At 64.5% G+C, this 11,711-nt stretch carries 12 protein-coding genes; 8 read left to right on the top strand and 4 right to left on the bottom strand.

All coding sequences use genetic code 11. The features are described from left to right. Nucleotide 1 precedes the first annotated feature (1 nt). On the top strand, nucleotides 2-1,072 hold the full coding sequence (locus tag FJ948_RS13795; RefSeq protein WP_140705229.1) for a Gfo/Idh/MocA family oxidoreductase: 1,071 nt from the start codon (nucleotides 2-4) through the stop codon (nucleotides 1,070-1,072). A gap of 98 nt (nucleotides 1,073-1,170) precedes the next feature. On the opposite strand, the gene FJ948_RS13790 is transcribed toward FJ948_RS13795, so the two are convergent. After that, nucleotides 1,171-1,977: an SDR family NAD(P)-dependent oxidoreductase gene (locus tag FJ948_RS13790; protein ID WP_140705227.1), complete on the bottom strand. Its 807-nt coding sequence runs from the start codon at nucleotides 1,975-1,977 to the stop codon at nucleotides 1,171-1,173. Then, on the bottom strand, nucleotides 1,974-2,828 hold the full coding sequence (locus tag FJ948_RS13785; RefSeq protein ID WP_140705225.1) for an NAD(P)-dependent oxidoreductase: 855 nt from the start codon (nucleotides 2,826-2,828) through the stop codon (nucleotides 1,974-1,976). The genes FJ948_RS13790 and FJ948_RS13785 overlap by 4 nt, the downstream gene beginning before the upstream one ends. A 234-nt stretch (nucleotides 2,829-3,062) precedes the next feature. Here FJ948_RS13785 and FJ948_RS13780 point away from each other — a divergent pair, with 234 nt between their 5' ends. The 3 genes from FJ948_RS13780 to FJ948_RS13770 are packed head-to-tail and all read left to right on the top strand — an operon-like array spanning nucleotide 3,063 to nucleotide 5,535. Then, complete coding sequence (locus FJ948_RS13780) at nucleotides 3,063-3,707, top strand: isochorismatase family cysteine hydrolase (RefSeq protein ID WP_140705223.1); 645 nt, start codon at nucleotides 3,063-3,065, stop codon at nucleotides 3,705-3,707. A gap of 44 nt (nucleotides 3,708-3,751) precedes the next feature. After that, nucleotides 3,752-4,300, top strand: coding sequence for a MarR family winged helix-turn-helix transcriptional regulator (locus FJ948_RS13775; RefSeq protein ID WP_140705221.1), 549 nt, complete (start codon nucleotides 3,752-3,754; stop codon nucleotides 4,298-4,300). Between the two features lie 41 nt (nucleotides 4,301-4,341). Then, on the top strand, nucleotides 4,342-5,535 hold the full coding sequence (locus FJ948_RS13770) for an amidohydrolase family protein (protein ID WP_140705219.1): 1,194 nt from the start codon (nucleotides 4,342-4,344) through the stop codon (nucleotides 5,533-5,535). Nucleotides 5,536-5,593: 58 nt separating this feature from the next. On the opposite strand, the gene FJ948_RS13765 is transcribed toward FJ948_RS13770, so the two are convergent. Together FJ948_RS13765 and FJ948_RS13760 are read right to left on the bottom strand one after the other, a co-directional pair. After that, on the bottom strand, nucleotides 5,594-6,178 hold the full coding sequence (locus FJ948_RS13765) for an amino acid synthesis family protein (protein ID WP_140705217.1): 585 nt from the start codon (nucleotides 6,176-6,178) through the stop codon (nucleotides 5,594-5,596). Continuing rightward, nucleotides 6,175-6,759, bottom strand: coding sequence for an amino acid synthesis family protein (locus tag FJ948_RS13760; RefSeq protein WP_140705215.1), 585 nt, complete (start codon nucleotides 6,757-6,759; stop codon nucleotides 6,175-6,177). Before FJ948_RS13760 ends, FJ948_RS13765 begins: the two co-directional genes overlap by 4 nt. Before the next feature lie 254 nt (nucleotides 6,760-7,013). Here FJ948_RS13760 and FJ948_RS13755 point away from each other — a divergent pair, with 254 nt between their 5' ends. The 4 genes from FJ948_RS13755 (at nucleotide 7,014) to FJ948_RS13740 (ending at nucleotide 11,701) form a co-directional block, all read left to right on the top strand. After that, a complete protein-coding gene (locus tag FJ948_RS13755) occupies nucleotides 7,014-8,018 on the top strand; it encodes a BMP family ABC transporter substrate-binding protein (RefSeq protein ID WP_140705213.1) in 1,005 nt (334 codons plus the stop codon). Nucleotides 8,019-8,121: 103 nt separating this feature from the next. Further along, complete coding sequence (locus FJ948_RS13750; RefSeq protein WP_140705211.1) at nucleotides 8,122-9,690, top strand: ABC transporter ATP-binding protein; 1,569 nt, start codon at nucleotides 8,122-8,124, stop codon at nucleotides 9,688-9,690. Beyond that, nucleotides 9,687-10,727: an ABC transporter permease gene (locus tag FJ948_RS13745; protein WP_140705209.1), complete on the top strand. Its 1,041-nt coding sequence runs from the start codon at nucleotides 9,687-9,689 to the stop codon at nucleotides 10,725-10,727. The genes FJ948_RS13750 and FJ948_RS13745 overlap by 4 nt, the downstream gene beginning before the upstream one ends. Beyond that, nucleotides 10,715-11,701 carry an ABC transporter permease gene (locus FJ948_RS13740; protein ID WP_140705207.1) on the top strand — a complete coding sequence of 329 codons (987 nt, stop codon included), beginning with the start codon at nucleotides 10,715-10,717 and terminating at the stop codon, nucleotides 11,699-11,701. The genes FJ948_RS13745 and FJ948_RS13740 overlap by 13 nt, the downstream gene beginning before the upstream one ends. The last annotated feature ends 10 nt before the right edge of the window (nucleotides 11,702-11,711 follow it).

Raw genomic sequence — 11,711 nt, 5'->3', positions numbered from 1 at the left:
TATGCAGGATCGCGTTATCGGCGTTGGCGTCATCGGTTGCGGCGAGATCGCCCAGCTGATGCATTTGCCGTATCTCATGGAATTGCCGGCGTTTCGCATCGCCGCTTTGTGCGACATCTCGCCGGGGACGGTCGCCAAAGTCGCCGACCACTATGGCATCGCCGCGCGCTACACCGACCATCGCGCCCTGCTCGCCGATCCCAATGTCGATGCGGTGGTGATCTGCACCTACGACCATGGCGAGATGGTCGCCGACGCGATCCGTGCCGGCAAGCACGTGATCGTCGAGAAGCCACTCGCGTTTACGCCCGAAGAGGCACGCCCGCTGGTCGAGCAGGCGGAGCGCAGCGGCCTCGTTGCCCTTGTCGGCTACATGAAATTTTACGATCCGAGCTATGAGGTCGGCCTCGAGCACATTGCCGCCATCGGGCGGCCGAAGTCGATCCATGTCCATGATTTCGCCGGCCGTTTCGACCGCTATGGCAAGCTCTACACGCAGATCCGGGGCACCGACGTTCCAACCGACGTGCTTGCGGCGGGGCGCGATGCGGTCGCGCGGCGCGTCGAGGCCGCACTCGGTGCCGATCATGCCGGCTATCGCGACCTCTATCTGCTGCTGCTTGGCCTCGGCAGCCACGACCTTGCGGTCATGCGCGGCGCCTTCGGCACGCCCGATCGCGTGGTCCATGCCCAGCAGACCGGTCCGAACCAGTTGCTGGCCGTGCTCGACTATGGCGGCGTCCCTTGCCTCTTCGACATGGCGCTCGCCCAGTATGAGTGGTGGGACGAGTGGATCCATGTGCATGGCGAGCGTGACGAAGTGCGGATCGAATTCCAGAATCCCTATTACCGCAATGCCTCGGCGACGGTGCGCCTGCGTGAGGCAACAGGCGAAACGGCGTCCGAGCGCGTCATACCAGGGCCCCCCGACACCTCGTTTCGCCGGGAATGGCAACACTTCGCCGATTGCATCCTGGCCGGAGCAAAGCCACGCACGCCGCTTTCAGGCGGTCTCGCCGATCTCGACCTTGCCGTCCAGATCATCCGGGCGATGCCGCCAAAGCGGCTTTAGAGCGGTTCAGCGTTTGGTGGAATTGCTGAACCGCTCTAACCCTTTGTTTTTACGCAATTCCGGACGGAAAACCGTTATACACTTTTCCTGGAATTGCTCTAGCGGTACCTCGGAAACACGTCGCCCGCCGGGGCATTGGCCCAGCTCTGCAAGGTCTGGCCGCCGTCGATCAGCCAGTCGACGCCGGTGACGTGCCTTGCCTCGTCGGAGGCGAGGAAGGCGACCGCGGCCGCGACATCCTCCGGCTGGCCGATCCGGCGTAAGGGAATCCGGTCGGCGAAATGCTGGACGCCGCTCTTGAAATCGCCGTCGCCGGAAGCCGGCACGCCGAGCGTCGTCTCGATGACACCAGGACAGATAGCGTTGACGCGGATGCCGTAGGGCGCGGCATCGAGTGCGGCGACCCGCGTCAGCCCGACCACGCCATGTTTGGAGGCGACATAGCCGGCGCCGCCTGACAGGACGTCCCATCCGGCCATGGACGACCCCATATTGACGATCGAGCCGCTGGTTCCAGCCTTGATCATGGCCTGGAGCGAGGCCTGCAGGACAAGGAAGATACCGCGCAAATTGATGCGGATGATGGTGTCCCAATCCTCCACCGGCAGCTCGTGCACGGGAGCGACGACACCGGAAATACCGGCATTGTTGAACACCACATCCAGCCCGCTCAACGCCTCGACGGTCGTTTCGACAGCGCCGCGCACACTGTTCTCGTCGGTGACGTCGGCTTCGATGGCGATGATTTTTTCGCCAAGCGAGCTTGCCAGTTGCCGTGCCGCCGCGCCGTTGCGGTCAACGATGGCGACCCGCGCGCCCTCGTCGAGGAAACGCCGGACCGCCGCACTGCCGATGGCGCCGGCGCCGCCGGTGACGAGGACTTTCTTCTGGTCGAACCGTTTCATCCCTGGATCTCCGGCTTTGGATAGGACCGCCATGAATGCTCCGGCTCGAAGCCGATCGTTTCGCGCGCATGGGCCGTATCGAGCACCGAACCGAAACCGGCGATCGGCCGCGACAGGGGGACAGCTGGATAGACCCGGCGCACGAGCGGCCCGGTTTCCTCCTCCATGAAGGTGTCGGCGGCGCTGAGCAGCACGCGCAGATGGCCTTCACCTTGCCATTCGAGTGCCCGCAGGAAGCCTTGGCCCGCATCGCGCGCGTCGAGATAGCTCCACAGGTCGCGGGCGCTGTCGGCGGTGGCGCGGCGCGGACCGACGCCGGCGAAGAAGGACTGCGTCGTCTGGATCCATGGCATGCGGATGCTGACCGCCGAAAAAGCGCCGCGGCGCACCGCCGCGTCGACGATCTCCTCTCCCAGCCATTTCGACAGGCCGTAGGGGTCCTGCGCGCCTACCGGGTGGTTCATATCGACCGGCAGATAGGGTGGAATGACCGCCTTCTCGAAGAAGGGATAGCCGAAGACGCTGAAGGACGAGGCATAGACGAAGCGCCTGGCGCCGGCCAGGGCGGCGGCCTCGACGACATTGTAAGCGGTCGTGATGTTGGTCTTGAACACCTCGCCGCCGGCTCGCCCGGTGGGCCTCGGGATGGCCGCCACATGCACCACGGCATCGCAATCGCGCACCAGCTGCAGGGCCGATCCCAAATCCGTCAGATCGGCGGTGGCGTGCCGCCATGCGCCGCCGGCCGGCGCCACCGCATCGATGCCCAGCACATCGTGGCCGGCCGCGGCCAGGGCCTCGGCCACGTGGCGGCCAAGCAGACCGCTGGCCCCAGTGACGATTGTCTTCATATCATGGCCCTCGACCCGACAAGACAGGCGATTTGATATCGTTGATGGTCATACAAATCGAGCACATGATTGCCATCCCTTGTCAAGGGCATGTCGCGCCGGACAAATAGCGCATACGCTGGTGCGAGCGGCGCGCGCAAGGCTGGCGACCACAGCTTTGCGTCGAACGGGATTGACTTGGCACCCGCCAAGGTTTTTTGTATGAGCATCAACGATCGACCAAAGGAGATCGCCATGTCCGTGGACGTTTTTTCCTCACACAGGCACGACGACACGGTGCGCCTCGATCGGCATCGTGCGGCGATCATCGTCATCGACATGGTCAATGAGTTCTGCAAGCCCGGCGGGGCCATGGTCCTGCCGGGCTATGAGACGCTGGTCGCACCGCAACTGGCCGTCATCGAAGCCGCGCGCGCCGCCGGCGTCCCGGTGATCTGGGTTCACGACGCGCACCGGCCGGGCATGCGCCGCGAGCGCGAGTGGGTGAAGCGCACGCCGCATTGCGTGGAAGGAAGCTGGGGACCGGAAATCATCGAGGACCTCGGCGCCCGCGATGACGAGATCCACGTCATCAAGCGGCGCTACTCGGCTTTCTTTCAGACTGATCTCGACCTGACGCTCAAGGACATGCAGGTCGACCAGCTGGTCATCTTCGGCGTGGTCACCAACATCTGCGTGCGCTCGACCGTCCACGACGCGTTTTTCCAGGGTTATGAAGTGGTGGTGCCGAGCGATTGCTGCGCGGCGACAGGACCGCGCGAGCAGGAAAGTTCGCTCTACGACATAGCGACGCATTTCGGCGTGGTCAGCGATTCGGCCGACGTCGTAGCGGCGCTTCGCGACGGGACGTCGCTGCAACCGGCTGAAGTCGCGGCTTGAGCCCCGGTATCGGCAGCATCCAAGACAGCCAACAGGAGTCCGGTTTGACGACCGAAAAGAAATCCGAGAGAGACGCGACACCGAAGCGGCAGCGCGACAAGGCGGCGCCGTTGAGCCGCGAGCAAGTGCTGCAGCGATACGCGGACACCGGATACGCGTTGGACCTCCACCCGGCGCACGTCATCCGCAAGGCGCATCAGCGCGCGACGCTGCGTTTCCAGCAGGTGATGGCCGGCGAAGACCTTTCACCGACCCAGTTCGCGGCGCTCGCCACCATCCTCAAACATGGCGAGGTCTCGCAGAACCATCTCGGCCGGCTGACGGCGATGGACCCGTCGACCATCAGCATTGTGATGCGCAAGCTGCTCAAGCACGGGCTGATCACGCGCAGCGCTTCCGACACAGACCAGCGCCTGTCGATGATCGCCCTGACCGAGAAAGGAACCGAATACACGCTCGAGCGGCTGGAACGCAGCGTTGAAGTCGGACGGCGCTTCCTGTCGCCGCTTTCACCCGCCGAGCAGGCGACGTTGCTCCGACTGCTCACGCGCATCAATGACGACAATCCATCGAATGGCGACAGCGGCAAATAGGCCGTGTCCGGACTTTTCCATAGCAGCAGAAGTGAGACCCGATGTCGTCCGACCCCAAGTCGTCTGCCAACACGCTCGTCGTCCGCAACATCGGCCTGATGCTGAGCGGTGACCTTTCAAAACCAATCATCGATGCCGACACCATTGTCGTTGCCGACGGACGCATTTCCGCCATTGGCAAGGCCAGCGAGGTCGACAGCGGCAGTGCGGCGACGATCATTGACGCGATGGGCTGCGCGGTGGCGCCGGGGCTTATAGACAACCATGTCCATCCGGTCGCTGGCGACTGGACGCCCAGGCAGAACCAGATCGGCTGGATGGATTCGACCGTGCATGGCGGCGTCACGTCCATGATTTCAGCGGGAGAGGTCCACACACCGGGCCGCCCACGTGATCTTGTCGGGCTGAAGGCGCTGGCGATCGCGGCGCAGCGCACCTTCTCCAACTTCCGCCCCAACGGCATGAAGATCCTGGCTGGCGCCCCCATTCTGGAACCGGGCCTGGTCGAGGAGGATTTCCGTACCCTCGCCGAGGCCGGCGTGACGCTTGTCGGCGAGGTCGGGCTTGGCGGCGTCAAGGACGGTCCGACCGGCCGCCAGATGATCGGCTGGGCGCGCAAATACGGCATGACCTCAATGACCCATACGGGCGGCCCATCCCTGCCCGGTTCCGGCCGCATCGGCGCCGATGTCGTGCTGGAGGTCGACGCCGACATCGTGGCTCACGTCAATGGCGGACCCACGGCACTGCCGGAAGCCGAGATACGGCAGATCTGCGAGAACGGCTCGCGCGCGCTGGAAATCGTCCACAATGGGAATCTGCGCACCGGGCTGTTCGTGCTCGAGCTGGCAAGACAGCGCGGCGAACTTTCGCGCGTCATCCTAGGCACCGACAGCCCAGCCGGATCGGGCGTGCAGCCGCTCGGCATCCTGAGGACGCTGACCATGCTGGCTTCGCTGGGCGGTATCGCGCCGGAAGTGGCGTTCTGTCTTGCCAGCGGCAACACGGCGCGCGTGCGCGGGCTGGCTGACCGCGGCATCATCGAGGTCGGCCGCGCAGCCGATCTGATCTTCATCGATCAGGCGATCGGCGGCGCCGGCGACGGGCTGCTCGACAGCGTGGCGCTCGGCAATTTGCCGGGCATCGGCATGGTGGTCATCGACGGCGAGGTGCGGACCGGTCGCAGCCGCAACACCCCGCCGGCGATGCGGGTGCCGGAAGTCAGAGCTGCCTGACGACGTTTGGGCATCCAGATGGAGAACCTCCGCGAAGGTTCTCCGCAATTGCGCTGGATTAGCTCACGCCGTCCTTGCCGACGATCTTGTCCGTGGTCAGCCCACCGACGCGCGGATGCGGCCTGCCTGAATCGGTGACGGCGATGGCGACGACGATCTCGTCGGCGCGCGGTGCATCGGGAACGCGAACCTCCATGCCGTCGAAATGGCTGCGCACCCTCGCCGCGTCCTTGTGGCCGAGCGGAATGTCGAGCGGCACGCCGAGCCCGCCGCGCTTCTTGGAGGAGGGAATGAGCGCGGCACCCTTGCCGAGCACATCACGGAACGGGGCGCCGAGCTGTGGATGGAGGATGGCGGCGGCATGTTCAAGTTCGCCGTCGGCGCCGACGGCGGCGGCCTTGCCGAAGCTCTCCACCTCACCGCCGGCAATGCCGAGAGCGGCGACGGCACGTCTGGGCAAGATGTCGCCCAACGCCTCGCCAACGACACTCAGCGCCGACAGATCCTCGACAAAAGTGCCGGCATAAGGGTTGCGGATCACCGCTATCGCCGCGGCGCGCCGCGTTGGCGGATCGACGGGGCGGCCGCCTTCGATCAGGGTTTCCTCGACGATGGTGATGATGCGACGGATTTCCGGGCTCATCGCAATCCATCCTCGCCCTTGATGTCGGCCGCCGCCAGGCCGCCGACGCGTGCGTGGACACGCGCACCGGTGGTCATCGCCAGGATGACCGCCATCTCGTCGCTGCGCGGCGCGTCGCCGACGCCGATCTCGATGGCGTCGAAATGGCTGCGCACATAGGAGGCGTTTATGTGCGTGATCGGAATGTCGATGCGGGTTCCGGGGCCACCGACCTTCTTGGTCGAGGGCACGATAGCCCTAGCGTTGCCGAGAAGTTCGCGCATCGCGTAGCCGCCCGGATTGTGCCAGAGCGCACCGTGTTCGAGTTCGCCGGCGGCGCCGACGACGGCACCTTTGCCATAGCCTTCGATGGCCGCGGTCCCCTCGCCCATGGCATCGATCAGGCGCCGCGCCATTTCGAGGCCGAGCGGCTTCAGATCCTCCATGAATCCGGTGATCTCCTCCACGTAGCGCCCGGCGAAGGGGTTGGCGATGACGGCCACGATCGCGCCGCGCTTGGGCGGGCGCGCCGAAAGCGGGCCGCCCTCATGGAAGATTTCTTCGACCTGAACCAGAAATTTCCTGACCACAACAGCCGGCATCGCGCGTATCCTTCGTCCCGTCACTCATGAAAACTCGTTAGAGTATCAACAATTATGCATCACCGGTGTTTGTCAAGCGCCGACACCGACGATGCAGGGAAAGCCGCAAGAAAACTGCACCGGAGGGCGATTGACAGCCTGTATGACCGCTCATAAACTCATATGACCATCAACGAACTCGCCGGTATTCCGGTAATATGTGGGGATGGTCAAGGCGTGGCTTCAAAAGCTGAAAAAAGCTGAAGGGGAATGATATGACAAGGGCGCTCAAGAGTTTATTTCTGGCCGGCACGATGCTGGCCATTTCGTTGGGATCGGCCGCCGCACAGGCCAAGGTTTCCGTGGCCGCCATCTCGGGATACTTCGCGCAGGGCTTTGGCGTTTCGATCGTCAACGGTCTCAACAAGGCCAAGACCGATTTCGGCATCGACCTCAAGCTGGTCGACACCGGCAATCGCGCACTGGACTATCAGGAGCAGTTCGAAAACCTTGCCAAGGGCAAGCAGTACGACCTCATCTTCGTGATGGGCTGGGAGCTGGTGGATTCGCTGCAGAAGGTCAGCAAGGAATATCCCGACCAGCGCTTCGTGTTCATCGACGGCGTGCTCGACAATCCCAACATGATCTACGCCAACTTCGCCGAGGAGCAGGGCTCCTTCATCGCCGGCGCGCTGGCCGGCATGATCGAGGCCAAGGGCAGCGAATTTCCCAAGATCGGCGATGGCAAGGCAATCGGTTTCGTCGGCGGCCGCGACATCCCGGTGATCCGCAACTTCCTTGGCGGCTACGAACAGGGCGCCAAGCATGCGGCGCCAGATGTGAAGGTAAACTCCGTGTTCGCCGGAACCTTCGACGACCCGGCCAAGGGCAGCGAGCTTGCCCAAGCGCTTTACGGCCAGGGCTCCGACATCGTCTACAACGTCGCCGGCCCAACGGGTGAAGGCGTGATGCAGGCAAGTGCCGCCGCCGACAAATATTCGATCGGCGTCGACATCGACATGTGCGGCACGGCTCCCGGGAACGTGCTCGGCAGCATGTTGAAGCGCGGCGACATCGCCGTCTACACGCTGATCAAGGACGAGGTCGGAGGCCACAAGGTGACTGCCGGCACCCGCACGTTCGACCTCGCTTCGGGCGGTGTCGAGTTCAAGGTCTGCGACGATATCGCCGCCAAGATCCCAGCCGACGTGACCGCCAAGCTGGACGAGATCAAGAAGGGCATCGTCGACGGCAAGATCGCGATCGCCAAGGCGAAGTAGGCAGCAACAGCGCATCCCTCCCAAGAAAGCGCTACGCTGATCCGCCGCGGCTTGCCGCGACGGATCAGCGTCCAGTTTATCAGAGCCCCCAATCTGGGAGAGCATCGTGTCGAACGCGCCGGGGTCACCGCCCCCCCAAAACACTGCCGCGATGGCCGTCGAGCTGGCTGCCATCACCAAGCGTTTTGGCGCCTTCATCGCCAATGACGGCATCGACCTGGCCGTGCGCCGGGGCGAAATTCACGCCATCATCGGCGAGAACGGTGCCGGCAAGACGACGCTGATGAACATCCTTTTCGGCCTGCTCCAGCCGGACGAAGGCTCGATCCGGTTGAATGGCGAGCCGACCGTGGTCGCCGACCCTGCCGCCGCCATCAAGGCCGGGCTTGGCATGGTGCATCAGCATTTCAAGCTGGTGCCTTCGCTTTCGGTCGCCGACAATGTCTTTCTCGGCATGGAAATCCGCCGTCACGGGCTGATCGATCATGCGGCGCAGATCGCGCGCACGCATGAGCTCTCGAAGCGTTTCGGGCTGCATGTCGACCCCACAGAGCGCGTCGGACTGCTCTCGGTCGGAATCGAGCAGCGCATCGAAATCCTCAAGGTTCTGGTTCGCGGCGCCCGTACCATCATCCTCGACGAGCCGACCGCCGTGCTGACGCCACAGGAAAGCCGCGAACTGTTCCAGACGCTGCGCAGCTTCGTGGCCGAGGGCATGACGGTGATCTTCATCTCGCACCATCTGGAAGAGGTGATGGAGGTGTCCGACACGGTGACGGTGCTGCGCAACGGCAGAAAGGTGGCGACCCGTCCGACGTCAGAGCTCAGCAAGGACGAACTGGTGCGCATGATGGTCGGCCGCGAGGTCAGTTTCGACCGCCGGCCGCGCGCCCAGTTACACGGCGACGCCGTCCTCGAGGTCAAGGATCTTTGGGCGCGCGACGACCGCCGGCTGCCGGCTGTTCGCGGCGCCAGTTTCACGGTTCGTGCCGGCGAAGTGGTGGGGATCGCGGGCGTGGCCGGCAATGGGCAGACGGAGCTGGCGGAGGTGCTTTCGGGCCTGCGGCCGGCAAGCCACGGCGAGGCATGGCTCAAAGGCCAGGATCTCACCACGCTTTCGCCGGCCGCGATACGCGAGACGGGTCTTGCCCATGTGCCGGGCGACCGGATGGTGCGCGGAGTCGATCGCAACGCATCGATCGCGGCAAACACGCTGATGGGCCGCCAGCATCGCGGTCCGTGGAGCCGCGGCGGCGTGCTCGACTGGAAGGCGATCGCCGGCAACGCCGGAGCGCTGATCAAGAGCTTCGACATCCGTGCCCAAGGGTCCGGCGATGCCGTCAAGCGGCTGTCGGGCGGCAATATCCAGAAGGTCGTGCTGGCGCGCGAGTTCACCAACGGCGCCGACTTCCTGCTGATCGACCAGCCGACGCGCGGCGTCGATATCGGCGCCCAGGAGGCCATCCATGACGAGATCATGCGCCAGCGCGCGGCCGGCCGTGCGATCCTGCTGATTTCCGTGCAGCTTGACGAACTGGCCGCACTTGCCGACCGCATCCTGGTGATGTTCAACGGGCGGATCATGGGCGAAGTCGCCGGCGACGATGCCGACGAGGACCGGATCGGCATGATGATGGCGGGCGTATCGCCTGAGCTGGAGCCCGCACAATGAGTGACCGTTTGCGCGCCGTTTCCGGTCAGGTCATCGCCGTAGGCGTTGCGTTGCTGCTGGGGGCGATCATCATCCTCATGGTCGGCGAAAGCCCGGTCCGTGTCCTGATGACGCTGCTGCGCGGCGCTTTCGGCGACCAGGAAAAGATTGCCGGCACCTTGCTGCAGACGACACCGATCCTGATCTGCGGCGTCGCCGCCTGCATCGGCCTGCGTGGCGGCATGTTCAATGTCGGCATCGAAGGCCAGCTTTTCCTTGGCGGATTTGCCGCCGCCTGGGTCGGCTTCAGCTTTTCCCTGCCCGCGGGCATCCACACGCTGGCAGCACTGGCGCTCGCGATCGTCGCGGGCGCTGCCTGGGTTGCCATCCCCGCCTATTTCCGTGCCCGCTACAACACCAACGAAGTGGTCTCGACGATCCTGTCGAACTACATCGCCGTGCTGCTCACTTCCTACTTCACCATCTTCCTGTTCAAGCGGCCCGGCGGTTGGTCGGAGACGCCACCGATCCTGGCCACAGCCTATCTACCGGAGATCTTTTCATTCTCGCGGCTGAACTGGGGGCTGGCGATCGGTCTGCTGCTGGCGGTCGGCGTCGCGCTGGTCTTCCGCTACACCAGTTGGGGTTACGGCGTCACCATGGTTGGGTCGGCGCCGAAATTCGCCGAATATGGCGGCGTCAACGTGAAACGGCAGGGCTTCATCGTGCTGCTGCTTTCGGGCGCCGTCGGCGGGCTGGCCGGCGGTGTCGAGACGCTCGGCGTGCATCACCGGTTCATGGAGGGCTTCGCGCCCGGCTTCGGCTTCGACGGGCTGATCGCGGCCCTGCTCGCCAACGGCTCGCCGGTTGCCACCATCGTGACGGCGCTGTTCTTTGGCGCGCTGCGCAGCGGGTCGCTGCTGCTCGAGGTCGATACCAGCGCGTCGCGTGAAATCATCACCGTGATCCAGGCGCTGATCATCCTCAGCGTTTCGGCGCAGGTTCTGATCAGGCGCCGCGGCGACAGCCAGGCGGGGGAGCGGCGATGGAAATTCTAGACAAGCTCATCAACGTCGCGCTCATCGCGGCGACGCTGCGCACCACCGCGCCCATTCTCCTGGTGGCGCTCGGCGGATCGTTCACCACCAAGGCCGGCATCTTCAACATCGGCCTCGAGGGCCAGATGCTGGTCGGCGCCTTCTTCGCCGTCATCGGCTCGATCTGGACGGGTTCGGCCTTCGCGGGGGTTGCCTGTGGCGTTGCCGCGGCCCTTGCCTTCGCGCTCGCCTTTGCCGTTTTGGTGGTGACGTTCCGGGCCAATGAAGTGGTCGTCGGGCTGGCGCTCAACATCCTTGCCGGCGGCATGACGATCTCGCTGATGAAAGCGATTTTCGGCACGCGCGGATCGATCGTCGGTCACGGCATCGTTGGCCTGCCCAAGGTGCAGATACCCGGCGCGCAGGCACTGCTCGGCTCATGGGCACCACTGATCTCGGGGTTCACGCCAATCGTCTATGTCGCCTTCATCGCCGTGCCGCTGCTGGTGCTGTTCTACAACCGCACCCGGCTCGGGCTCTACATCCGCGTCGTCGGCGAAAAGCCCGAAGCCGCCGAAGCGCTCGGCATCTCGATCACCCGCGTCCGCTACATCGCCTCGCTGCTGTGCGGTTTGCTGGCGGGACTGGCGGGCGCGCATCTGTCGCTCGGCTACATCACCATGTTCACCGAGAACATGTCCTCGGGTCGCGGCTTCATGGCGGTGGCGATCCTGATCTTCTCCAATGGCGACCCGCTGAAGGTGCTGGCCGGCTGCCTGCTGTTCGGCTTCGCCGATGCCTTCTCGCTGCGCCTGCAGACCTTCGGGTTTCCGTCCTACCTGGTGCTGACCGTGCCCTATGTGGTGGCGCTGACGGCACTGTTCGCGCTGTCCTACCGGGCGCGGCCAAAAATCATCAAGGAGACGCTGGCGTCGATGCAGAAACTCTTGTCGGTGGACAGGAACAGCGCCCCGGTCGACAAAAATCCGCAATGAAGGAACTCTC

This window comes from Mesorhizobium sp. B2-3-12 (genome assembly GCF_006442205.1).
Classification (GTDB): domain Bacteria; phylum Pseudomonadota; class Alphaproteobacteria; order Rhizobiales; family Rhizobiaceae; genus Mesorhizobium.
This window is presented reverse-complemented; position numbering and strand designations above follow the sequence as displayed.

Excerpts from the sequence above, each read along its gene's own strand:
- FJ948_RS13780 (WP_140705223.1), top strand. The coding sequence starts at position 3,063 with ATGTCCGTGGACGTTTTTTCCTCACACAGGCACGACGACACGGTGCGC.
- FJ948_RS13795 (WP_140705229.1), top strand. The coding sequence starts at position 2 with ATGCAGGATCGCGTTATCGGCGTTGGCGTCATCGGTTGCGGCGAGATC.
- FJ948_RS13740 (WP_140705207.1), top strand. The coding sequence starts at position 10,715 with ATGGAAATTCTAGACAAGCTCATCAACGTCGCGCTCATCGCGGCGACG.
- FJ948_RS13770 (WP_140705219.1), top strand. The coding sequence starts at position 4,342 with ATGTCGTCCGACCCCAAGTCGTCTGCCAACACGCTCGTCGTCCGCAAC.
- FJ948_RS13765 (WP_140705217.1), bottom strand. The coding sequence starts at position 6,178 with ATGAGCCCGGAAATCCGTCGCATCATCACCATCGTCGAGGAAACCCTG.
- FJ948_RS13755 (WP_140705213.1), top strand. The coding sequence starts at position 7,014 with ATGACAAGGGCGCTCAAGAGTTTATTTCTGGCCGGCACGATGCTGGCC.
- FJ948_RS13745 (WP_140705209.1), top strand. The coding sequence starts at position 9,687 with ATGAGTGACCGTTTGCGCGCCGTTTCCGGTCAGGTCATCGCCGTAGGC.
- FJ948_RS13760 (WP_140705215.1), bottom strand. The coding sequence starts at position 6,759 with ATGCCGGCTGTTGTGGTCAGGAAATTTCTGGTTCAGGTCGAAGAAATC.
- FJ948_RS13785 (WP_140705225.1), bottom strand. The coding sequence starts at position 2,828 with ATGAAGACAATCGTCACTGGGGCCAGCGGTCTGCTTGGCCGCCACGTG.
- FJ948_RS13790 (WP_140705227.1), bottom strand. The coding sequence starts at position 1,977 with ATGAAACGGTTCGACCAGAAGAAAGTCCTCGTCACCGGCGGCGCCGGC.